We start from the raw sequence: 24,372 nt of genomic DNA, 5'->3' as shown, positions 1-24,372 counted from the left end.
GCAGGGACAAGTCCGTTTATAAAAAACATCAACCCAAAGTGGGCAATGTCACATCATTGTGGGCTTGCCCCGTAATCTCCTGCATAAAGGAACACAAAATCAAACATGGCATGATGGAATATGCGTGGCTTTCACCATGAAAACAGTTGCTGACCACCTTTTTAACTTGGCTAAATTTACCGATTTGAAAGTATGAAACAAGTAGATTTTTATTTTCTCCATACCCCTTAAAACAAAATTTTATTTGAAAATCAAATCAATGTGCCAACTCCCAATTCTCACCCACCCCCACTTCAGCAACCAATGGCACAGCCAAATCAGCCACGCCCGCCATGCATTCTGGAATTAAGGCGGTCATCCGTTCAACCTCATCATTGGGCACTTCAAACACCAATTCATCGTGCACTTGCATGATCAGTTTTGATTTCAAACCCCACTCAGTTAAAGCGCTTCGCACAGCAATCATCGCCAGTTTAATCAAATCGGCCGATGTGCCTTGCATGGGCGCGTTGATCGCAGCGCGCTCTGCGCCTTGGCGTTTGCCTTGATTGCGGTTATTGATGTCAGACAAATACAAGCGACGACCAAAGTGGGTGCTCACATAGCCATTTTCACGTGCGGACTGTTTGGTGGTTTCCATAAATTGCAACACCGCTGGGTATTGCATGAAATAAGAATCCATGTAACTTTGCGCAGCGGTGCGACTGATGTCCAAGTTATTGGCCAAACCAAATGCGCTCATGCCGTAAATCAAACCAAAGTTAATCATTTTTGCCATGCGCCGCTGATCGAAGCTGACATCCTTGAGCTCAACACCAAAAATCTGCGCTGCGGTGCGTTGATGAACGTCTTCGTTGTTTGAAAATGCGCTCAACAAACCAGGGTCTTGCGACAAATGCGCCAAGATGCGCAGCTCGATTTGTGAATAATCCGCTGACATGATGACGCTGCCTGCGGGGGCAATAAAAGCCGTGCGAATTTTTCGGCCTTGTTCAGTGCGCACAGGGATGTTTTGCAAGTTGGGATCCGTGGATGACAAACGCCCTGTCACAGCGACCGTTTGCGCATAATGTGTGTGCACCCGTCCTGTCGAAGGTTCAATCATCAGCGGCAATTTATCGGTGTAAGTCGACTTCAGCTTGCTCAAGCTGCGGTATTCCAGCATGGCTTTGGGCAAAGGATAATCTTCAGCGAGCTTTTGCAGTACATCTTCATCGGTACTGGGCGCGCCTTTGGCCGTTTTCTTGACCACAGGCATGCCAAGTTTTTCAAAGAAAATCTCACCGATTTGTTTGGGGCTGTTCAAGTTAAATGGTTGGCCTGCAAGTTCATGTGCTTGGGTTTCGAGGTTTAACAATTGTTGCCCCAAACCATTTGATTGATGGCGCAACTCGTCCGCATCAATCAACACCCCTGCACGTTCAATCGTGAACAGCACATCCGAAGTGGGCAATTCGATCATTTCATACACTGCTTTCAAACCCGCATCGGCACAGATTTTGGGATGCATCACCGCATGCACACCAAGACACAATGCGGCATCTTCAGCAGCATATTTCGCAGCACGTTCGATCTCCACCTGTGCGAAAGGAATTTGTGCGGCGCCTTTGCCACACAGATCCTCGTAAGACAAACTTGACACGTGCAGGTAACGCGCTGCAATGGCATCCAGCGCGTGCTTCGCATGTGAATCCAAGACATACGATTGCAACAATGTGTCGTGTGCGATGCCACGTAAAGCAATGCCATGGTTGGCGAGGACATGTGTGTCGTATTTGAGATTTTGCCCAATTTTTTTCGCGCCATCATCCTCAAACCACGACTTCATCGTTCTCAGTACGATGTCCAAAGGCAATTGATCGATGCTTTGCATGCCCTCATGTGCCAGAGGAATATACCAGCCCGATTCGGCATCGATGGCAAAAGACAAACCCACCACGCGGGCAGCAAAAGGGCTGAGTGAGGTTGTTTCTGAATCGAAAGCGACCAGCGGCGCAGCACACAATGCGGTGTACATTTTACTCAAAGCCGAATGCGTGTTGACGATGGTGTACTTGACCTCAAAAGGGACAATTTCTGCGGGCTCACCATCGTCTGCAGCAAATGCCATGGCCGCAGTGCCTGCGGCAATGGTGGTTTCAGCCACAGATGGCGCAACGGCGGATTGATCGAATAAAGACGCTGTTTCACCCATTTCCAACTCGGGTGCGGACACCGCCATTTCAGCGACCAGCGCCTTGAGCCAACCTTTAAAACCCGCTTGCTCATAAATACGGTGCAAAGCAACCTTATCCTCTTTACCCATGTGAACCGCGCCAATATGACCCAAATCACCATCCAATTCCAAATCACATTTGACCGTCACCAATTGCCGTGCCATGGGCAACCAATCCAATGCTTTGCGCAGGTTTTCGCCGACTTTGCCACCCACTTGATCGGCATGAGCAACAATATTATCCAATGAGTCGTATTCGGCCAACCATTTGACAGCTGTCTTTGGACCGACCTTTTCCACCCCCGGCACGTTGTCCACGGTGTCACCCACCAACGTCAAATAATCGACAATGCGGTTGGGCGGTACACCAAATTTCTCTGTCACACCCACCGCATCAAGCACATCGTCACTCATGGTGTTGAACCACAGCACGTGGTCATTGACCAATTGCGTCAAATCTTTATCACCCGTCGCCATCACCGTTGCCCAACCCTCACGTGTCGCTTGCACGGACAATGTACCAATCACGTCATCCGCTTCCACCCCCGAGATCGACACCACAGGCCAGCCCAGCGCACGCACAGCCTCTTCGATGACAGGAATTTGTAAGGCCAAATCATCAGGCATCGAAGGGCGATTCGCTTTGTACTCGGGATACCAATCGTCTCGAAACGTTTTGCCTTTCGCATCAAACACACAAACCGCATGTGCCGTCGGCACCATCTGGCGGAGTCGCTTAAGCATATTCAAAATGCCATACAATGCCCCCGTCGGCGCGCCCGTCGGGCTGCGCAGATCAGGTAAACCATGATAAGCACGGTATAAAAAACTGGAGCCATCAACCACCAACAAAGTGCGGTCGGTTTTGCTCATAAAATTAGAAATCAAGGTCATGGAAAATCTTTAATAAAAAAATACGAAATACGGTGCCAAAAAAACCATCAATGCATCTATGATCAATGCATATATTTTATAGCCATAAATTTTACAACCATTAATAGTTTTTAAATAAATCCGCACTATGATTGTGCTTCATTTTAATTGGGCTTCATTTTACTTTGACACATGTTTAAACGAGTGACGCGTAAAACCCGAAAACACAAGCTTGAGGGTACTTTAATACCCTCAACACAACAACAGAAAGGGGTTCTTTGCTTTTCGGAATGCCGCACATGCCGTACAATAAACCATCTTTAAGCCACCTCATCGTTACATCAAGCAAGGGTCATCATGAACAAACACGCCAAAGAACAGATTCAAACTTTAAGCGAATCGGCACCCGCTGATCTCGAAAAATCAACCATGACCAAAGCACGTGAATCGTGGCATATACTTGGCATTATGTCAGAATTTGTCAATGCCGCCGAGCAATTGGCACACATTCGCCCCGCCGTCAGCATCTTTGGCAGCGCGCGCACCCAACCAGACAACCCGATGTACCAAAACACAGAAAAACTTGCCAATATGCTGTCCAATGCCGGTTTCTCTGTCATCTCTGGCGGCGGCCCAGGGATTATGGAAGCAGCCAACAAAGGGGCATTTGCGGGCAAATCAGCCAGCGTCGGCTTAAACATTTTGTTGCCACATGAACAATCGGGCAATCCCTATCAAAATGTCTCGATGAATTTCCGCCATTTTTTCTCACGCAAAGTCGCTTTCGTCAAATATGCCACCGCTTACGTTGTCATGCCAGGCGGTTTTGGCACAATGGATGAACTGTTTGAATCATTGACACTGATCCAAACAGGAAAAAGCCGAAAAATGCCGATTTTTTTATACGGCACCACTTTTTGGACAGGCTTATGGGATTGGGTCAGAGAGCAATTGTTGAGCAACCATTTGATTTCTGAAAAAGATTTAGATTTGGTACACATCACCGATGACCCCGATTACATCGTGAATGCCATTTTTGATTTTTATGAAAAACGTGGTTTTGCGCAAACAGATGAAGAGCGAGCGCAGATGATGCAACTGTAAACGGTACGGATGACCGCGCCCTTACTCAAAAACATAAAAAACTTATGTTGATAAAAACGACACTCCGATTGCTCTTTGAGCTCAAATGTTCCGTGCATTAATTTTCAGCATCTCATGCCAGAATATTTGGTCAAAAAACAATCGAAGTGAAATTTCAAAAAATAAAGCACAATACCTGACCGGACAACCACGACACAATCCAATACACTGCGATTCGCTGAAATTCATCGCAGACAACAGATTGATCACCTATTTTTCCTAACCCTCGCACAAGGCACGTCACATAAATCATGGGTATCATCAGCACTTCTGTTTTTGTCGAATTAAAATTTTGGCTTTTACTGCTTTTTTCATTGATTGTTCCTTTCGGCATTTATGCCGTGTTGCTGCTAAAACGCGCCATTTCTCGAACATCCATTTTATTTTTTGGCGCACTGATGCTCTTATTGTCAGGAATCGACATTTATTTATTGGGACAACTGGCCAACATCGCCAAATCAACACTCACCCTGACCGATGACATCTTTTTTGTGTCCGAAGTGTCTGTGGCCTTGTACCTTTTACCCGCTTTATTTGCAGGCATTGGCATCAACATGATTTCTCATGTGCTCACACGGCATTTGGATGATGCAGAAAAACGCTTCCACACGGATAAAACCAATCAATAACATCCACTCTGTCCAAGCAGACCTGTGTCCATGCTCATGACATGCCAGCTCATCAGCACAAACTCACGCCCCAGCCATTCATTTTTGCTAAAATGGCTTTTTTATTCAAATGATTGATAGGCATCATGGCGGTTTTCACCCAAATCACCCACGACGAGCTGGCAACATGGCTTACTCCTTTAAACTTAGGGACATTAGTTGAATTCAAAGGCATTGCCAGTGGCATCGAGAACTCTAATTTTTTTGTCACACTCAACGATGGCAGACACCACACCACCTATGTATTGACCATTTTTGAAGTGCTCACACCCGAGCAACTGCCATTTTACCTTGAGCTCATGCAACATTTGGCCATCAAAGGCATCCCTGTGCCTCGCCCTTATGCCGATGCGCAAGGTCAACTGTTTCGCCCACTCGCAGGCAAACCCGCCACGCTTGTGTCTAAACTTTCAGGTAGCGACACCGCAACCCCCACACCCGCACACTGCGCCAGTGTGGGTCGCACTCTGGCTCAAATGCACCTCGCAGGACGTGACCTGCAACGACACCAACCCAACCTACGGGGCTTGGATTGGTGGCAAATGATGGAAGACAAAGTCAGTGCTTTTCTGCCTGACCACATCGCCGAATTGCTCCGCGATGAAGTCGCCGCACAAACAGCATTTGCACAAACCCCCATTTACAAAGAGCTGCCGGTCGGAGCAGGTCACTGTGACCTATTTGTCGACAACGTGCTGTTTACTGACCCCAACAGCCCATCATTCATCGATTTTTACTTTGCGGGCGTCGACACATGGTTATTCGATTTGGCCGTCACCGTCAACGACTGGTGCATTGATCGCTCAACAGGCGAGCTGCTGCCCGATCACCTCAATGCCATGATCACCGCCTACAGCACCGTTGTGCCATTGACCGACAATGACCGATCCGCATGGGGCATGATGCTGCGCGCAGCTGCGCTGCGTTTTTGGATTTCACGCCTATATGATTTTTATCGCACCCGCGAAGCGGCCATGCTCACCCCCAAAGATCCAACTCACTTTGAGCGCATTTTAAAAAGTCGCCGATCTCAATTTGAAACCATTTAAAAACTATTTTTAATTTAAAGCAGCTCACATTTCCTTTAAATTATAACCATCAACCAAAATTAGCCAACGTTTCAAAACCACTAAAGAACACAATGATCATTCCACTCAGCATCACCCGCGTCCCCATGGCCAACGGCTTCACTTGGTATAAAAACGCATGGCAACTCATTCAAGCACAGCCTTTAATATTACTGATCGCCACGGGTTGGGCCATCATGACATTGATGATGATGGCTTCATTGCCATTCATTGGCGCCATCGCCAGTTCATTTCTGACCCCCATGCTGGCCTTTGGCCTTGCTGACATTTGTCAAAAAATCCGCACCCAAACCCCCGTCAATCCCCTCCAAGTATTTTCTGGTGTTTTCGGCAAACAACGCAATCGCCTATTCAGTCTCGGCGTCTTTTATGCCACCGTTGCCCTCGGTTGCCTCCTGTTATCACAATTCATCGATGGTGGACGCTTCATGCAAATGGGACTCGGTGTTGCCGAACCCATCAACACCGATCCAGAACTGCTGGCACAAGATTTCGCCAGCAACCCAATTGCATTTTTCAGCAAACACCCCACCATCCTTGCGTTGGCTGTATTTCAAATCGTCACCCTCACCATCACCGCACTGTTCACCTACGCCCCCATGTTCATCGGCTGGCAAAACACCAACGCCAGCCAAGCCATCACCCTATCCCTCATCAGTATAGGTCGAAACATCCTACCCATACTGCTCGCCATTCTCCTCACGGTTCTCACGCTATTTGGCTTTATCGCCGTCACCACCGTCATCGCCATGGCATTGCCAGCGATGACCTACTTCATTAGCTTGTTTTTGGTTTTGCTGAACTTCACATTTTTATACGCCATCAGCTACACCAGTTATTACAACATCCTATCCACCTCCCTCAATAAAAGCATTCAAGCAAGCGTCATCGCTGCAATTGATGCCAACTCAAAGACAGGCGATGAAAAAAACATATAAATGCAAAAAGATGCTTGACAGAAATACAGCATTTAGCTGATAATATCGTTCTTGGCGAATTAGCTCAGTCGGTTAGAGCGACGGAATCATAATCCGCAGGTCCGGGGTTCGAATCCCTGATTCGCCACCAATACATTAACTGATAGTACCCACAGTTAGCAAATAAACCCGCATAAACATTACGTTTAGCGGGTTTTTTGTCGTTTGTGGGCAACCTCAGGAATACGAGGGTACAAATTAATTTGTGGGTAATGGTGTGGGTAATGTAAAATCAATGCAATAAATCTAACTTCATTACCCACAAATCCCCGTCAAGGCTTATATGGCAACACTCTTAATTACCGACAGCGAACTAAAAAAATTAATCTCAATCGCTGAAAAAACACACATAGACGGGACAGACAAGCCCACATGCAGCATCTCACAAGGCGGCGGCTTAGTATTGAAACGCTTAAATAGTGGTAAATGGGTGTGGTGGGTGCGTTATCGGTTTGCTGGCAAAGAAAATAATATCTCATTGGGTGAATACCCTTTAACCACATTGGCACAGGCTAGAGCTGGACGCGATGAAGTTAAAGTGCTCATACAGAAAGGCACTGACCCAGCCGCCCACAGAGATGAACAAAAATCCACCGCACGCCTTGAGGCTGAGAACTCATTTAAAGCCGTTGCATTGCAGTGGTGGGACAATTGGCGCACAGGTAAAGAAATAGACGAACACCATGCACAAGCAACCATGCGGCGGCTTGAGAATGATGTTTTTCCAGCTATCGGTAAACTCACGATCAATTCAATTCATTTACGACAACTCACCCCAATGCTAAAGGCGATTGAACAACGCGCCCCGTCATTGGCGGAAAAGTCATGGGTGGCTTGTGGGCAGGTGTTTAGATACGCTTGTGCGCATGGCATTATGGAAAACAACCCACTGGCCAACATCAAGCGAGGCGATTTGCTGAATGGGGCGCAACGTGTCGAGAATCAGAAACGGGTAAGCCCTCAAGAAATCCCAGCTTTATTGCGTGCAATCGATGGGTACGATGGTGTTTTAGCCCGCCTTGGTTTACAGCTTATGGCGTTGGTGTTTGTTCGACACAGCGAATTACGAGGGGCGCGTTGGTCAGACTTTGATTTGGAAAAGAACCTGTGGACGATACCCGCCAAGGAACGCAACGAGAACGGCGTTAGCAGTTACGGCATGAAGCGAGTTAAAGGGAATCCCACCCCTCACATCGTGCCATTGTCACGCCAAGCCCTCGCAATCCTAAAACAACTCCATTCAATCAATGGTGGACGTGAGCACCTATTCCCCAGCGTCAAAGGGGACGGGAAAGTAATGAGTGATGGCACATTGAATAAAGCACTTGATGCACTGGGATATAAAGACAGGCACACCGTACACGGTTTTAGGGGCATGGCATCGACTGCACTACATGAAATGAACTTTCCACATGAACACATTGAAATTCAACTGGCCCACCTTGAGCGAAATAAAGTTTCAGCCGCCTACAACCACGCCAAATACATTCCACAGCGCACAGCCATGATGCAGGCATGGGCGGATTATCTCGATGAACAACGAAGCAAAGGCAAGGTTATCAAATTGCACGCCTGATAACCCACCCCATCAAAGCCGCCAATAATCATAAAACTCTGAGGTTGTTTTTTTTGGTGCGGACACCACCCTGAAACCCTCTATTTTAGGGGCTTTAGGTGTCCGCACCAGTCAAAAAAAGGTGTCCACACCAAAAAATGGAGTGCGGACAGTGATAGCCATTTTTGCTTCAAAACCCGCCAAATTGATTAAAAAACAAGCAAAGCGTGGTTAATTGGCGAATAAGTGCGGCTGGGTATGCAGACGGTTAAAACGTTACGGCGCGTAACATATTCGCTTGATATGTTATGGAAATCGATTTTTTGTAACGTATTATCGAAACGTGTTATAGCGCGTAACATATCATCGAAATATGTTATGATTTATCCGTTTTTGTAACATATTACGGAGCGCACGATGTGGCAGCCTGAAACACCATACAACGATTTACCCCCACTACCACCAACGTACGACATAGAAACACGGGATATATTGCGGAAATGTATTTCCGCACGTGCTGCATTGGCAGAACTAAAGCAAGCCGCTGAACTCATACCCAATCAAAGTATGCTTTTATCAACGATTCCATTGATGGAGGCAAAAGCCAGTTCAGAAATTGAAAATATCGTAACAACAACAGATAAACTGTTTCAATTTTCAGAACACGATTTACATGCAGACCCTGCAACAAAAGAGGCATTACGCTATCGAACCGCATTAATGAGTGGCTTTGAGGTGCTGCAAAATAGACCGTTAAGCGCACAAACCGCGATTGATGTATGTCGCACAATAAAAGGGCGTGATATGCCCATTCGCCACGGCTTAGGGACAGCATTAAGCAATGACGCAACAGGGCAGATTATTTATACGCCCCCCGTAGGTGAGGCGGTTATTTATGAAAAGCTTCGAGACTGGGAGCAGTTTATTCATGATGACAGCGGCATAGACCCACTTATACGCATGGCAGTTGCTCATTATCAATTTGAGGCAATACACCCATTTACCGATGGTAACGGGCGTACTGGACGTGTCATAAACAGCCTTTTTCTGATCGATCAGGGTTTATTGAACTTGCCAATTCTGTATTTAAGCCGTTTCATTATTGCAAATAAAAACGACTATTACCGCTTACTGTTGGAGGTGACAACTCAATCCAACTGGCAGGAGTGGATTATGTTTATATTGGGCGGCATTGAAGAAACAGCCGTATGGACACGCAACAAAATACAGGCAGTGCGTACATTATTGGAGAGTACAACCGATTACGTGCGCAACAGCAGCGATAAAATATACAGCCGTGACTTAATCGAGATTATTTTTAAGCAGCCATATTGTCGTATCACTCAATTAGAACAAGCAGGGTTAGGCAGCCGTCAACGGTGCTCACGCCTGTTAAAGGCTTTATGTGATTTAAATGTTTTAGTTGAACACAAGCTAGGCAGAGAAAAGTTTTACATACAACCCAAGCTATTGACGTTGCTCACTCGAGATAACAATACATTTACACCATATTAAAGAAGGGTCTTAGGAAGCAAACGCATTAAAATATGCGCTAAGCTCTTGAGACCAAATGAAAAACAAGTACTTCAAACATTCAAAAATTAGCGAAGCGAAGTTTCGCCAAATTTTACGGTATTTTGCCCTTGATTTAACGGCAACGGAATGTGCTGCGTTAAGCGGCATATCCGTTCGTTCAATCAACACCATTTACCTCAAGATTCGTCGTCGTTTGGTGATTGTTTGTCTCCAAGGCTCACCACTCAAAGGAGAGTTGGAAGCCGACGAATCATATTTTGGTCCGCATCGTGTTCGAGGTAAACGCGGACGTGGTGCTTCAGGTAAAACCATCGTGTTTGGTTTACTCAAACGTGATGGCAATATCTACACTGAGATTGTGCCTGATGCTTCCAAAGCCAGCCTGCAAGCCATTATTCGTGGGAAAGCAGACATTAACAGCGTTATCCATACCGATGGTTGGCGCGGCTATAATGGCTTGGTGGACATCGGGTTTGATAAACACTTCCGGGTGAATCATGGTGCCGATGAGTTTGTAAATGGTTCTAATCATGTGAATGGGATAGAATCATTCTGGAGCTATGCTAAACGTCGTTTGGTTCAGTTTAACGGCGTTCCGAAAAACACATTTTTACTGCATTTGAAGGAAACTGAATTTAGGTTTAACCATCGCAAAAGCGACTTGTATAAAGTGCTTCTTAACATGCTGCGAGATGAGCCGTTATTGAATTCTGCTTCCTAAGACCCTAAAGAATAGTTAAAGCTAAAGAATTGGACTATCGCCAAGGAACTGACATTCAAAACCCCAAAATGGGCAAATAATCGACCTACTCGCATGGGGTGGCTGCACTTGATTAATCTTGATTTAATATCAAGCTGATGTGGTGATGGCGTTCTAAAATAGACGAAATAGACAAAAGCCCTGTTAATGACGGGGCTTTTTTGCATCTCATTGGACAATATAAGACAACATTACAATAATAATTAAGCTACAATAATCTATCAAAATGATAGGTTAAACCATGCCGCATGACAGACATTTAATTAAAATTATTCGTGAAGCGGCCAAAACAGGCAGCTACCGATTTTCAGCACATGCGACGCAGCGCATGAAACAACGAAAAATAAGCGCAAGCATGGTATTAAAAGCCCTTGAAAAAGGCACAACAGACCGAGAGCCTGAACCTAACGCTAAACTGGGTTCAATCGAGGTTAAGCTAAACCATTACTGTGCTGGTGTGAATTACGCTGTAGTGGTTGGAATTATTGACAATGAAGTTATTGTCACAGTGGTTACGGTTTTTTAAGAGGTTCAAAAATGAAAACACAGCGATACAAATACGACATGAGCGGCTTAGATAACGTTTGGTTGGTCAATGGCTTTACGACCCAAGAAACGCCATACGGTAACACCGTTCACATTGACGATTTACGCGGCTTAGATTTGGCTATCGCCAAGGAATTGATATTCAAAACCCCAAACTTAAGCGGCAAAGCAGTACGGTTCTTGCGCCAGTTATCAGGTTTATCACAACCCGATTTAGCAAACATGTTAGGGAAAGACCCACAAACCGTGGCACGCTGGGAAAAGTCAGGGCGCACAACAAAAAGCATTGAACTACTGGCACGCATGATTTTTGCAGGCTTGTTTGATGGCAATTTACAGATTCAAAGCGTTGTGGCAACACTTAACGCAATCGACCACGCCAAACATGCGCAAAACATCATTGTTAAAGAGACAAAAGGCGAATGGCAGGCAAAGCATGAACCAATGGCGACGCATTGATGACGTGGTGATCGTTGCCCGTCGTGCGATGATTCGTTTCTAAATTTGTGGTAAACCGCGAGACGTAGACCCAATCAATTGACGCCTTGATGGGCAACCCAAAGTCAGACAAGTCCAGCAACCGAACCATTCACTAGGAACATACGATGAACAACAGTAAACCCAATGCCATTGGATTCTGGGAGGCTCTTCGCTTTTGGCTTAAACTCGGTTTCATCAGTTTTGGTGGCCCTGCGGGGCAAATTTCAATCATGCATCAAGAGTTGGTTGAACGACGACGCTGGATTTCTGAAAAACGTTTCCTACATGCCCTTAATTATTGCATGGTGTTGCCTGGCCCTGAAGCCCAGCAATTGGCCACGTACATTGGCTGGCTCATGCACCGCTCATGGGGTGGCATTGTGGCGGGCGGGTTGTTTGTCTTGCCATCGTTGCTCATTTTAATTGCTTTGTCGTGGATGTACATTGCCTTTGGTCATGTGGCATGGGTGGCGGGTATTTTTTACGGCATCAAACCCGCTGTGACTGCGATTGTGTTACAAGCGGCTCATCGGATTGGCTCACGTGCCTTAAAAAACAATGTGTTGTGGGGCATTGCTGCGGCTTCGTTTGTGGCGATATTTGCATTGAATGTGCCTTTTCCATTTATTGTGCTGATGGCGGCCGTGATTGGCTATGTGGGTGGTCGCGTGATGCCAGACCATTTTCAAATCGGCAGTGGTCATGGTCAGAGTAAGTCATCTTATGGCGCTGCGTTGATTGACGATGACACGCCGCCTCCTGAACATGCGCGGTTTCGCTGGCTCAATCTATTGCGTGTCGCAGTCATCGGGACTGCACTGTGGGTATTGCCCATGGGCTTTTTGGCAAGCACTTATGGCTGGGAGCACACGTTCACTCAAATGGCGTGGTTCTTCACCAAAGCGGCTTTAATGACCTTTGGTGGCGCGTATGCTGTGCTGCCTTATGTGTATCAAGGTGCGGTGGGACAATATGCTTGGCTGACTCCGACGCAAATGATCGATGGCTTGGCGTTGGGTGAAACCACACCCGGTCCACTCATCATGGTGGTGGCGTTTGTGGGATTCGTTGGGGGGTATGTGCAGGCGGTATTCGGTCCTGAACATCAATTCATGGCGGGTGCAATGGCGGCGACGTTGGTCACATGGTTTACTTTTTTACCTTCATTCTTATTCATCTTGGCAGGTGCGCCATTGGTCGAGGCGACCCACAACGACCTCAAGTTCACCGCTCCGCTGACAGCCATCACAGCAGCTGTGGTTGGGGTCATTGTGAATTTGGCTTTATTTTTTGCTTACCATGTGTTGTGGCCTCATGGTTTTTCGGGTGGATTTGATTGGTTCTCGGCTTTGATTGCAGCCTGTGCTGCAGTTGCTTTGTTTAAATTTAAAATTGGGGTCATTCGAGTGATTGTGGTGGCCGCTTTGGCTGGCTTGATTTATGCACTCATCGCTGCCCGTTAAAACAAAGTGAGTTTCACCATAATCAGAGGTTGATTAACCAATAAGCATTACGCAATAAACATTGAGCAATAATCATTGGCAGCTGGCATGATTTGAAAGGATCAAGGTCTTTTGCATTTCAAACATGGGCTTATTGCCCGACATTGCTCACCGCATTGAGTGAGTTCCCAATGCTGCGAAATAAATCGTTGGGAATCTGCAAAACAGAACAGCCTGTCAAGTACATGGCGATGGTGGCGATGACCAGCATTTTGAATGCTGCAATGGGTTTCATGGGATGACCTTATCTTAAGTGTTATTGGTTCACGTACAAGCGGAAGATCAAACTCATATGTGCGCACCTCCTCGGGCGCATGCTGCTTACCGATGGCGAAATGGGCTTACCATGCGGTAAGCCCATTTTTATTGTGACACCCGCACCGTTTGGGCAATAACCGTCATCCATGCACGTGTGGTTCAAGCGGTTCAATCAACCTGACGAAAACGAGGGTCATCCGACCAATCATCTTCTATTTTTTTCTTGTCTTTTTGCCATTGTGGTGTTTGTGTTTCAACCAGTTCAACGAGGGCTTCACGCAAATCAGTCATGCCAGCACCTGTTTTCGCACTGACATAGATGCGGGCAATGCGACCGTGCTCATCACGCTCAATACCTGCTTCATGCGCTGTGAGATCGATTTTATTCCAAACCAACACCTGATGCACATTGTCGGCTTCAATTTCTTTAAGCACTTTGTTCACTTCATCAATCTGATCAAGGCGAACGTCGCTGGCGGCATCCACCACATGCAACAACACATCCGCATGGACGGTTTCCTCCAATGTTGCGCGAAATGCCGCAACGAGCTGATGCGGTAATTCTCGAATAAAGCCCACAGTGTCAGAGATGACCACTTGACCCGCACCTTCAACATACACTTTACGCGTGGTCGTATCGAGTGTTGCGAACAATTGATCAGCAGCGTATGCCGTGGCGCTGGTGAGGTGGTTGAACAGCGTTGATTTACCCGCATTGGTATAACCGACCAGAGCAATGTTTAAGCGACTGCCTTTGGTGCGAGCGCGGCGTTGAGTCTGCGATTGGCGTTGAAATTTATCCAATGCCGCTTGCAAGCTGCGGCGGCGATCACCAATCAAACGCTGGTCAATCTCAAGCTGGCTTTCGCCCATGCCGCCACGCACACCAATACCACCGCGTTGACGCTCCAAATGCGTCCACAAACCAGCGAGACGTGATGAAAAATAATCCAGCTTGGCCATCTCGACTTGCAACTTGCCCTCATGGCTGACCGCACGTTGAGAGAAAATATCAAGAATCAATCCCGTGCGATCCATAACAGAAACACCAAGTTTTTCTTCAAGGTTACGCTGCTGTGCTGCACTGAGGCTGTGATTAAACACCACCATGTCGGCATGATGCATCTCCACCTCGAGCTTAACCTCTTCGGCTTTACCCGAACCTATGAAATATTTGGCATCAGGCGCTTTGCGGCTGCCCGTAATCGTGGCACACACTTCGCCCCCCGCGCTGGAGACAAGTAAATGCAGCTCCTCCATAGAAGACTCAAAGTCACCCTTGCCAAAATATAAACCGACGGTAATTGTACGCACTGTAAAACCTTTTCCACCCAATTGATGACCATCACAAGCATTGCATGAAGCAAAAACACCTTATGTTGCGTCTATCGTTCATCACACAATAAATAAAAATGACTTTGTGATCATTAAAGATTATTAAATATCAACGGCTTTTAGTGGCAAATCCACATAAAGCCCGAAAACGGCAATAAAAAACGCAAACCCATGCTGGTTTGTTGCGATTTTTACTGCAACGGCTAAAACTGAAAACCCAAAAAAAGCAACGATTTACTTTCAATGGTTTACTTTTCAAATGCGACAAGCCCGCCTACTGTTAAGCGGGCGGGCTTCGCATTGATGTTGCAGCGAAAGATTACTCAGCCGCTTGAATCTCTTGAATGTTCACTGGACGCGATGGAACAATGGTTGAAATCGCGTGCTTGTAAACCATTTGTGTCACCGTGTTGCGCAACAGCACAACATACTGGTCAAATGACTCAATATTGCCTTGCAATTTGATGCCATTAACCAAATAAATCGACACAGGCACGTGCTCTTTGCGCAAGGCGTTCAAAAAAGGATCTTGCAACAGTTGTCCCTTGTTCATTTCATACTCTCCAAAAAGTAAATTTATAATTCAAAACATGAGCCACGGTATTGTTATTCTTGCTCGCATCAGTCAAAAAAGACTTTGCAGCCGTGGTCATTTTCATCGCCGCTGTAAACGATGACATTACTGTACAGCATTCTTATTGCATTTATAACGATAAAACTGAACTTTATACACCTCACCTATTTAAGTATTTCTACTTAAACACAGTTCAGCTTCCTATCATAGCAGTTTTATCTGCGTCTTGCATAAGGATTTGTGCTGTTTTTAAACTGAATGCGCAACGGTGTGCCTTCAAGCTTAAACGCATCGCGGAAACGGCCTTCGAGGAATCGTTTATAAGATTCAGGCACATCCTCCAAAGAATTGCCATGAATGATGACGACAGGTGGATTCTGTCCACCTTGGTGAGCATAACGCAATTTTGGACGCGAGCTGCCGCTGCCCTTACGTGGCGGTGCTTGGTGTTCGAGTGCGGTGTGCAACGCGCGTGTTAAACGCGGTGTCGATAAATTGGCAAAAGCAGCCGCATGTGCGACATGAACCGATTGCAGCAAAGCATCAACCCCCAAGCCTTTAGTGGCTGTGGTGTAATGAAACTTGGCAAAATCCAAAAAGATCAATTTGCGTAGAATGTCAACTTTTACACGGTCACGCTCATAGCTGTCGACCGCATCCCATTTGTTCACGGCAACAACCAATGCGCGGCCTGACTCCAAAATAAAACCCGCAATGTGTGCATCTTGCTCAGAAATGTCTTGGCTGGCGTCAAGCATCAAAACCACCACGTTTGCATCGGCAATCGCCTGTAGTGTTTTTACCACAGAAAATTTCTCAATCGCTTCAAATACTTTCCCACGCTTACGCAAACCTGCGGTGTCAATCAAAACATATTGTTTACCTGCACGCTCAAATTCAATTTCAATCGCATCACGTGTCGTACCCGGCATGTCGAACGCAATCACACGTTCCTCACCAATAAGTGTATTGATCAGTGTGGATTTACCCACATTCGGGCGCCCCACCACTGCGATTTTGATGGGTCGAGCAGCGCGCTCGGCATCTTGCACTGGATTGAACGGCTCATCTTTATTTTCACGATTTTTCAAAATCGCTTCAATGTCCGCATCGTTCAGTATGGGCATGTCATCTTTGACACCCGATGCATCCAGCCAATCGGGCAGGTCTGATACAGGCGGCAACACCATGTCCAATGCATAGTCGAGCAACTCACGCACACCGTCACCGTGTGCACTGGAGATCACCACGGGATCACCCAAGCCGAGCATGTAAAACTCAGCGGTCACATTGGCGTGCCGCATGCCTTCGGCTTTATTCACGGCAAGAATCACGCTGCGCCCTGTTTTGCGCAAGTCATCGGCAATGATTTGATCGTGCGCATTCAAACCCGCACGACCATCCACGATGAAAATAACCACATCGGCTTCAATGACCGCTTGGCGGGTTTGCTTCGCCATTTCATGGTAAATGCCTTCTTTCGCAACAGGCTCAAAACCGCCCGTGTCAATCACCAAAAAAGGACGCTCGCCCATGCGACCATTACCGTAATGGCGGTCACGTGTCAGGCCAGGAAAGTCTGCCACGATCGCATCACGTGAACGGGTGAGTCGATTAAATAAAGTCGATTTGCCCACATTCGGGCGGCCGACCAGTGCAATGACTGGTTTCATATCTGTACTTCTTTCAAAAACTGTTTCAAAAATAGCATTCTATTTTTGGGGAAAACACATGATTCCATCAACGTCAATATTGACAAAACACATGAGTTTTCAATTCAAAAAAATGCGCTGTGCTAAAGCCCATTTCGCTTTTCATCGAATACATTGATTTAATTATAAACGTCACCAAGGCTTTCTTGATGAAGCTTTTATGGTGAAAATCACATGCATCCGTCATGCCGTGATTGACACAGCACCTTCCAAAGCAGGAAATTGCGGGTCAAACCCACAATGACGTACGGATTGTTTAAGGTTTTAGCGTTAAAGTTTTAACGACAATTGAAACCCAGGAAAAGCAAGGATTTACTTTTCCCATGAAGCCTTAAACTTTAGGCAACAAATCCAGCTTACCTTGTAAGGCATCCAACATATCCTTGCTGTTTGCCCCTTGCTCTTTGGCCAATTTAACCGCTTGCTCCAAGGCCTCGCGCGCTTTGGCCATGTCTTTCATTTGCAAATAAATATCAGATTTCTTATTGATGAATGCCAGTGCAAAACTCGGGCTCGGTACGACATCCAAAACCTTCAAAGCGTCATCCGTTTTGGTCGATTGAGCCAACACATCGGCCAACATCAAACGAGCCACCCCTTGGTTTTCAGCCGTGCCATTGGTCATCAACCATTGCAAAGGCACTTGAGCTTTATCCCATTGTTGGCTGGCCATGGCAACTTGCGCCGCTTGAATGCTTGCCAACGCCGCATATTGAGTTTTACCATAAGCCTGTTGAATGCTGCTCAAAGCAGCATCGGCTGATGCGTCTTTTTTCTGCGCCGCTTGCGCAAACACCTCGTAAGCTGCCGCCGCTTTTTCGGATTGCTTCACCTGATAAAAATCATAAGCTTTCCAACCTGCGAAAACCAAAGCACCTGCAATCACCACACTGCTGATGAATGTGCCCCAACGCTCCCAAAAAGCCTTAATCTGATCCATCTGCTCTTGTTCATCTAAATCGAACGCCATTTCAGTCCTTTTTAAAAAAAATACACCGCACTTTTTTTGATTAAATTAAAAATAACAGGGGGTGAGCATGAACCATCCACAATGCATCACACTGAACGCACCCCTTCATGACTTACACGCCTGCGATTTTTTGCATCAAATAACTCGCAGCCTCAGTCGAAGCAAGCGTCACTTGCCCGCCCTCACCGCGCAATGACTTAATGTTCACAGTGCCCGCATTCACCTCATCCTCGCCAATAATGACCGCAAAGCTGGCATTCGACGCATCCGCTTTTTTCATTTGTGATTTGAAACTGCCCGCACCTTCGCTGCCACCGCAATGCAACACCACAGACAAACCCATTTGACGCAAACTCACCGCAACACCAAAGGCAGCCCGTGCAGCAACTTCACCTTGATGCATCACATACACATCGCAGTTCGCATCCAAATTTTGTTTTAACGTATCTTGCGTGAGCAAAATCAAACGCTCCAAACCAATCGCAAACCCCACCGCAGGCGTTGGCTTGCCACCCAGCAACTCAAACAAACCATCATAACGCCCGCCACCACATATTGTACCTTGCGAACCGAGTGTATCGCCATCACAAATCCACTCAAACACCGTGTGATTGTAATAATCCAAGCCACGCACCAAACGCGGATTGATCGTGAAATCAATCCCCACATCTTTGAGCAAACGTTGCACCTGTTCAAAACGACTTTTTGACTCATCGCCTAAAAATTCGGTCAAACGCGGTGCATTGTTGACCATCTCTTGCATGGCAGGATTTTTCGTGTCCAAAATCCGCAGCGGATTGGCATGCAAGCGACGACGCGCATCCTCATCGAGCAACTCGTTGTGCGATTCAAAATACGCAATCAACGCCACCCGATGCGCCGCGCGCTCCTCAGGTTGTCCCAACGTATTCAATTCCAAACGCACATCGCGCAAATCGAGCTCATCCCACAAATCGCGCAACATCACAATCAGCTCCGCATCCATGTCCGCCCCACCAAAGCCGAGCGACTCCACGCTCAACTGATGAAACTGACGATACCGCCCTTTTTGTGGGCGCTCATGGCGAAATACGGGGCCCATGCTGTACACGCGCTGCGGACCATTGTAAGTCAAATTGCTCTCAATCGCCGCCCGCACCACACCCGCCGTAAACTCCGTGCGCAGCGTCAAATCATCGCCATTCAAACGGTCGATGAACGAAAACATCTCTTTTTCCACGACATCAGTAAACTCGCCAATCCCCCGCGCAAACAACCCCGTTTTTTCCAAAATCGGCGCGCGCATATTGCGATAACCATAACTTTTCAGCCAGCCGCGCAGCACCTCCTCGAGATGCTCCCACAAAGCTGCATCATCAGGCAAAATATCGTTCATGCCTTTAACGGCGTTAAATTTTTCTTTACTCATAAAATCTCATTCAAAAAAAGTAAACCCCTACTTTTTTTGAGGTTTAAGTTAGAATTCTTGTGCGGTAAACCCACACAAAAATTTAGTTAAAACAAATATAAAAACCACTTCTAAGTTAAATCCACATCAAAATGCCGTCATTCCCGCGTAGGCGGGAATCCAGCGGAGCGCAAAGCGCTCCAATTTTGCAACTTAAGTACCATATATCCTCGCAAATGCGCTGCATTTGACTGGATTCCCACCTATGCGGGAATGACGGCGCTGTTGATACTATTGCTCTTCATCAACACAAAACGCACATTTTCACTCGCCACAGATCCATGCTCAACCCCTTGCAAAATCACAAACATTTCGCCCTCCTTAAGCAACACACTGCGCTCACGCATCTCCAAAAGGACCTCACCTTGCAGCACCACAAACAACAAATCATTTACTCGTACTGTGATATTGATGACAAAATTAACGCTTTACGTTTGTATATATCGGAAATTTTTTCAATCTCAAACTTCTCTTCCCCATTTGCAGCGAAAACTACAACTCTAAATTTCTTTTTTCTGAAAAAGAAACGACAAATGCCTTTACGGTTATTGTTATCAAGCAAGACAGAACAATAACTTTTCGAGTCCCGAATAAATACTCGGTCTGGGTCAATACTTTCAGAAGCAATTGAGCAAACAACTCTAAATGCATCAAGCTCTTGCTCTGTTGTTACAATACATTTATCCGATGAATCTACTACTAATTCTGAACTTACTTCTTCCATCACTTTTTGTGACGGTTCTTCTAATTGATAAGCAGTTTCAAGACGGGCTCTTACGCTTTCATTAATAAATGTTTTTAATGTTATTCGAACTAGCTCGGTAAATTGTTCTTTTACTTGTGAATTTACATTGCCCTCATAAACCCTTTTTGTCCATAATTTAACCAAATCCTCAGATGGCTGCTCAAACTCAGAACGAACTACGTCCTTTAGCATCTTTTGATATTTCAATTTACTGGCATTATCACGAATCTCGTCTAAATTAAACGCCACTTTACTAAATCGCTTTAACTCCTCTACATTTATATCATTAATCTCATCAAGGCTAAACTCAAAAAATGGAATTTTATCCATAACATGTTCTTTATCCAAATCGCTAAAGAATAAATAACGTATTCCATCGGTCAGAACACCAAATCGTGTATCAGGGAGAGTTGAAAAATATCGATACAGTTGTGGCGTATGCTGAACCTCGAGCGACGACCCAATTTGTTTGCACTCAATAAGTAACTGAATTTTTTCGTTCAGTTGAATTGCATAATCTACTTTCTCACCTTTTTTATTAAGCACATCCGCTGTGTACTCGGGTATAACTTCATCTGGGTCAAAAATGTCATAACCCAAGGTTTGTAAAAAAGGCAACACAAAAGCTGTTTTTGTCGCCTCTTCTGTTTTCACATTAGTTCGCTGTTTATTTGCTCGCTTTGCCAAATCACTTAGTTTATCTATCAAATCCATTTTGACTCCTTTATTTTATTATTTAAGACTTTGAATGAAACTCTTTCTGACACAAAAACAGCAAGTAGGTTGGGGTTGAACGCTTTTAGAACCCCAACACCCAAAAACTGTAAATATCCTACTGTTGGGGTTCGTTTTACTCACCACCAGCCTACGCGAATTATGACATACCGTAATTTTTCTCAATATACGCTTGCACAATCGCCTGAAATTCCACCGCAATATTATCGCCCTTCAATGTCACCGTCCGCTCACCATCAACAAACACAGGCGCGGCGGGGGTTTCGCCTGTGCCAGGTAATGAGATGCCGATGTTGGCGTGTTTGGATTCGCCAGGGCCGTTGACGACGCAGCCCATGACGGCGACGGTCATGCCTTCGACGCCTGCGTATTGATTTTTCCACACGGGCATTTGTTCGCGCAGGTAGGTTTGGATGTCGGAGGCGAGTTCTTGAAACACGGTGCTGGTGGTGCGTCCGCAACCCGGACAGGCGACGACCATGGGGGTGAATTGCCGAAAGCCCATGGTTTGTAAAATTTCTTGCGCGACGACGACTTCGGTGCTGCGTGAACCGTTGGGCTCGGGCGTTAAAGACACGCGAATCGTGTCGCCGATGCCTTGTTGGAGCAAAACGGACAACGCGGCGGTGGAGGCGACGATGCCTTTGCTGCCCATGCCTGCTTCGGTCAATCCTAAATGCAGGGCGTAGTGGCAACGTTGTGCGAGTTGCTGATAAACAGCGACCAAGTCTTGCACGTTGGAGACTTTGCACGAAATGACGATTTTGTTTTCAGCCAAACCGATGTCTTGCGCGGCTTGGGCGGACTCAAGCGCGGAGGCGATGAGGGCTTCGGTCATGACTTGCTGCGCTGTCCACGGTGCGCTGCGTTGGGCGTTGTCGTCCATGATGCGTGCCAAAACCGATTGGTCAAGGCTGCCCCAGTTGACACCGATGCGCACAGGTTTGTCGTATTTGGCGGCGACTTCGATCATTTGCGCGAATTGCGCGTCTTTTTTCGCGCCTTTGCCGACGTTACCAGGGTTGATGCGGTATTTGGATAGGGCTTGTGCGCAGTCGGGGTAGTCGGTGAGGAGTTTGTGGCCGTTGTAGTGAAAATCGCCGACCAACGGCACGTACACGCCCATTTTGTCGAGTTGTTCACGAATATATGGCACGGCGGCGGCGGCCTCGGGCGAGTTGACGGTGATGCGCACCAACTCTGAGCCAGCCATCGCCAATTCTTTCACTTGCAAGGCCGTGCCGAGCGCGTCCACCGTGTCGGTATTGGTCATGGATTGCACAACCACAGGGTGTGAGCCGCCGATGCGCACCATGCTGTCCGCATGACTGACCGTAACGGTGTGGGTGTGGTGACGCATGGCAAAACCAGTGGTGCTCATAATTTAAATCTTTTTAAATCTTGTGATCTGTTTGAAACATTCATTTTAAAACGTTTATTTTGAAGCGTTTATTTGAGTGTTTAGCTCAATTAAACCTTTAAAGCCTTTAGTTCAAAGCGTCAATTTTTGCAACATCTTTGCTTTTACTGACGATCGCGGCTTTCAAATCGTAAGGTTGCCCCTTCCAAGTGGCGTCCACTTGCGAGGCATTGCCCACTTTAACCTTCAAAGGCAATTCACCTGACACGGTTTGCTCTGTGCCTGCTTCTTGCGTGCCACTTAACAACACAGTGCCTTTGGCATCTTTGATTTCCACCCAGCTGGCCACTTTAAATTTCAAATTCAAACCGTCTGTTACTGCGTTGGCAGCCACCGCCGCATCAGTTACCGCTTGTGCCGCTGCGACAGCAGCGGGGTCAACTGCTGGTGCAGGTGGTGCGACCACTTGAACTTGATTGGGCTCGGTGATTTTTTGTGCACCGTCGGCCTTTTGAGTCAAGCGTGAAAATAAGACCCAATATGCCAACAAACCCATGACAATCAGAGCCAACAACACCAGCCATGTTTTGGCAATCCACGGCGACTTTAAAGGTGCACCTTGCGAAGACACCACTTCACTCACTCGACTGGCACGCACAGGGGCAGTGGCCACTGCGGTTTGATACTCTGCGGGAAGGTGGCGCACGGCCTCTTCGGGGTCGGCGCCAACAACTTTTGCATAATGGCGAACGATGGCACGCAACAGGTTGGCCGAACCCGCTGTGTTTAGATTATCGGCTTCAAGTGCTTCAATTTGACGCAACGCACGGTTACTGCGTGACGACACATCCTGGGCACTCATGCCTTTAGCTTGGCGTGCTTGAACCAACCATTGACCAAGGGTTAATGCGGTCACCGCTGGATGGACTTGAGAGGGGGCATTCAGGTGTAAATTATCTTGTTGACTCATTTCTATGTTCTCTTTTTTATGTTGACGATCAATGTGTACTCATTAACGACTGGTTTTAACAACACCATGACTGTTGTCAAAACGCATCAAACAGTCCTGCGCGTGCCCAAGCAGCCTCTTCACTGATGGGTGATTCCTGCACGATTGCAGCAATGATTTGATTCAATTGCTCGGCTCGCCCCTGCGTCTTCGCCAAGCGCGCACTCAACCACAACAATGCTGTCGAGCGACCAAGGGCTTTTTCTGCCGCTTGCAATGCTTCGCTTGCAGCTGCATACGACTTCTCATTTAAGGCCACATGCCCACGGTATAAATACGCCACGCCATTGTTGGGGTTGACTTCCAATGCGGCATTTAAATAAGATGTCGCCAAATCCAAACGCCCAATGCGTGCCGCACATGCGCCTGCATTGGTCAAAGCTTTGTCCATGCTGGTATACAAAGGGTCACGCAAGACCTTTGAAAATTCAGTCAATGCCTCAGTGGAGCGGTTCGTGCCACACAAGAACCAAGCATAATTATTACGCAAATCGGTGTTTTTGGGCTCAATTGACAACGCTTTTGTAAAATGCTCATTCGCCTTTGTGTTTTCATGCAATTGCGCATACATCAAAGCCAATAAATTATGTGCGGGTACAAAATTGGGCATACCGCTTAAAGCCAACTCCGCTTCTTGTACCGCCACTGAAACCTGCCCCACTTGATAATACTGTGCAGCCAAATCCGTATGCACCTGTGCAAAAGCTTGACCACTGCCAGCGGGCACCATCGTTGTGGTTTGCACGCATGCCGCACACACAGCGACCATCGCAGCCATCACAACGGTCAGCGCGCGTTTCATTTGTGTGCCCCTGTGGCAGCGGCGGCATCAACCTGTTCAATTTGCGCTTGCATTTGTGACCATGAGATCACGCCGCGCTTTT

At 46.8% G+C, this 24,372-nt stretch carries 21 protein-coding genes and 1 tRNA gene; 11 read left to right on the top strand and 11 right to left on the bottom strand.

What is annotated here, in order from left to right:
- Window positions 1-256 precede the first annotated feature (256 nt).
- On the bottom strand, window positions 257-3,088 hold the full coding sequence (polA, locus tag DTO96_RS05665) for a DNA polymerase I (protein ID WP_114563942.1): 2,832 nt from the start codon (window positions 3,086-3,088) through the stop codon (window positions 257-259).
- Window positions 3,089-3,445: 357 nt separating this feature from the next.
- Between polA and DTO96_RS05660 the strand changes: the two genes are divergently transcribed.
- The 11 genes from DTO96_RS05660 (at window position 3,446) to chrA (ending at window position 13,304) form a co-directional block, all read left to right on the top strand.
- The gene (locus DTO96_RS05660; RefSeq protein ID WP_114562603.1) at window positions 3,446-4,192 is read left to right on the top strand and encodes an LOG family protein; all 747 of its coding nucleotides are present in this window, start codon (window positions 3,446-3,448) and stop codon (window positions 4,190-4,192) included.
- A gap of 290 nt (window positions 4,193-4,482) precedes the next feature.
- Entirely contained in the window at window positions 4,483-4,860 is a 378-nt protein-coding gene (locus DTO96_RS05655; RefSeq protein ID WP_114562602.1) for a hypothetical protein, read from the top strand.
- A 125-nt stretch (window positions 4,861-4,985) separates the two neighbouring features.
- On the top strand, window positions 4,986-5,948 hold the full coding sequence (locus tag DTO96_RS05650) for a homoserine kinase (RefSeq protein WP_114562601.1): 963 nt from the start codon (window positions 4,986-4,988) through the stop codon (window positions 5,946-5,948).
- Between the two features lie 92 nt (window positions 5,949-6,040).
- Window positions 6,041-6,925, top strand: coding sequence for a BPSS1780 family membrane protein (locus DTO96_RS05645; protein WP_114562600.1), 885 nt, complete (start codon window positions 6,041-6,043; stop codon window positions 6,923-6,925).
- Between the two features lie 53 nt (window positions 6,926-6,978).
- Window positions 6,979-7,055: transfer RNA gene (locus tag DTO96_RS05640), tRNA-Met, on the top strand.
- Window positions 7,056-7,247: 192 nt separating this feature from the next.
- The gene (locus DTO96_RS05635) at window positions 7,248-8,540 is read left to right on the top strand and encodes a tyrosine-type recombinase/integrase (RefSeq protein WP_114562599.1); all 1,293 of its coding nucleotides are present in this window, start codon (window positions 7,248-7,250) and stop codon (window positions 8,538-8,540) included.
- Window positions 8,541-8,936: 396 nt separating this feature from the next.
- Entirely contained in the window at window positions 8,937-10,034 is a 1,098-nt protein-coding gene (gene fic, locus DTO96_RS05630; protein WP_192879021.1) for a protein adenylyltransferase Fic, read from the top strand.
- 55 nt (window positions 10,035-10,089) lie between these two features.
- Window positions 10,090-10,776: an IS1595 family transposase gene (locus DTO96_RS05625; RefSeq protein ID WP_114562080.1), complete on the top strand. Its 687-nt coding sequence runs from the start codon at window positions 10,090-10,092 to the stop codon at window positions 10,774-10,776.
- 280 nt (window positions 10,777-11,056) lie between these two features.
- The gene (locus DTO96_RS05620) at window positions 11,057-11,341 is read left to right on the top strand and encodes a DUF4258 domain-containing protein (RefSeq protein ID WP_114562597.1); all 285 of its coding nucleotides are present in this window, start codon (window positions 11,057-11,059) and stop codon (window positions 11,339-11,341) included.
- A gap of 11 nt (window positions 11,342-11,352) precedes the next feature.
- Window positions 11,353-11,820: a helix-turn-helix domain-containing protein gene (locus DTO96_RS05615; RefSeq protein ID WP_114562596.1), complete on the top strand. Its 468-nt coding sequence runs from the start codon at window positions 11,353-11,355 to the stop codon at window positions 11,818-11,820.
- Window positions 11,821-11,966: 146 nt separating this feature from the next.
- Window positions 11,967-13,304: a chromate efflux transporter gene (gene chrA, locus DTO96_RS05610; RefSeq protein WP_114562595.1), complete on the top strand. Its 1,338-nt coding sequence runs from the start codon at window positions 11,967-11,969 to the stop codon at window positions 13,302-13,304.
- Between the two features lie 130 nt (window positions 13,305-13,434).
- Here chrA and DTO96_RS12660 read toward each other — a convergent pair whose 3' ends face one another.
- The 10 genes from DTO96_RS12660 to pilW all read right to left on the bottom strand — a co-directional run bounded on the left by DTO96_RS12660 (window position 13,435) and on the right by pilW (window position 24,290).
- Entirely contained in the window at window positions 13,435-13,578 is a 144-nt protein-coding gene (locus DTO96_RS12660) for a hypothetical protein (RefSeq protein WP_157964339.1), read from the bottom strand.
- Between the two features lie 191 nt (window positions 13,579-13,769).
- Window positions 13,770-14,915, bottom strand: a complete 1,146-nt coding sequence (gene hflX, locus DTO96_RS05605) for a GTPase HflX (protein WP_114563941.1) — start codon at window positions 14,913-14,915, stop codon at window positions 13,770-13,772.
- Window positions 14,916-15,255: 340 nt separating this feature from the next.
- Window positions 15,256-15,489 (bottom strand): RNA chaperone Hfq, encoded by a 234-nt coding sequence (gene hfq / locus DTO96_RS05600; protein WP_114562594.1) that lies wholly within the window; start codon window positions 15,487-15,489, stop codon window positions 15,256-15,258.
- 236 nt (window positions 15,490-15,725) lie between these two features.
- Window positions 15,726-17,183 (bottom strand): ribosome biogenesis GTPase Der, encoded by a 1,458-nt coding sequence (gene der, locus DTO96_RS05595; RefSeq protein ID WP_114562593.1) that lies wholly within the window; start codon window positions 17,181-17,183, stop codon window positions 15,726-15,728.
- A gap of 370 nt (window positions 17,184-17,553) precedes the next feature.
- Window positions 17,554-18,192 (bottom strand): YfgM family protein, encoded by a 639-nt coding sequence (locus DTO96_RS05590; protein WP_114562592.1) that lies wholly within the window; start codon window positions 18,190-18,192, stop codon window positions 17,554-17,556.
- 112 nt (window positions 18,193-18,304) lie between these two features.
- Entirely contained in the window at window positions 18,305-19,600 is a 1,296-nt protein-coding gene (gene hisS / locus DTO96_RS05585) for a histidine--tRNA ligase (RefSeq protein ID WP_114562591.1), read from the bottom strand.
- A gap of 430 nt (window positions 19,601-20,030) precedes the next feature.
- Complete coding sequence (locus DTO96_RS05575; protein ID WP_114562589.1) at window positions 20,031-21,098, bottom strand: type I restriction endonuclease; 1,068 nt, start codon at window positions 21,096-21,098, stop codon at window positions 20,031-20,033.
- 160 nt (window positions 21,099-21,258) lie between these two features.
- On the bottom strand, window positions 21,259-22,479 hold the full coding sequence (ispG, locus tag DTO96_RS05570; RefSeq protein ID WP_373277830.1) for a flavodoxin-dependent (E)-4-hydroxy-3-methylbut-2-enyl-diphosphate synthase: 1,221 nt from the start codon (window positions 22,477-22,479) through the stop codon (window positions 21,259-21,261).
- Between the two features lie 127 nt (window positions 22,480-22,606).
- Window positions 22,607-23,449, bottom strand: coding sequence for a helix-turn-helix domain-containing protein (locus tag DTO96_RS05565; protein ID WP_114562587.1), 843 nt, complete (start codon window positions 23,447-23,449; stop codon window positions 22,607-22,609).
- A gap of 76 nt (window positions 23,450-23,525) precedes the next feature.
- Window positions 23,526-24,290, bottom strand: coding sequence for a type IV pilus biogenesis/stability protein PilW (gene pilW / locus DTO96_RS05560; protein ID WP_114562586.1), 765 nt, complete (start codon window positions 24,288-24,290; stop codon window positions 23,526-23,528).
- Window positions 24,291-24,372 lie beyond the last annotated feature (82 nt).

The sequence above is a fragment of the Ephemeroptericola cinctiostellae genome, assembly GCF_003339525.1.
GTDB classification, from domain to species: Bacteria; Pseudomonadota; Gammaproteobacteria; order Burkholderiales; family Burkholderiaceae; genus Hydromonas; species Hydromonas cinctiostellae.
This window is presented reverse-complemented; position numbering and strand designations above follow the sequence as displayed.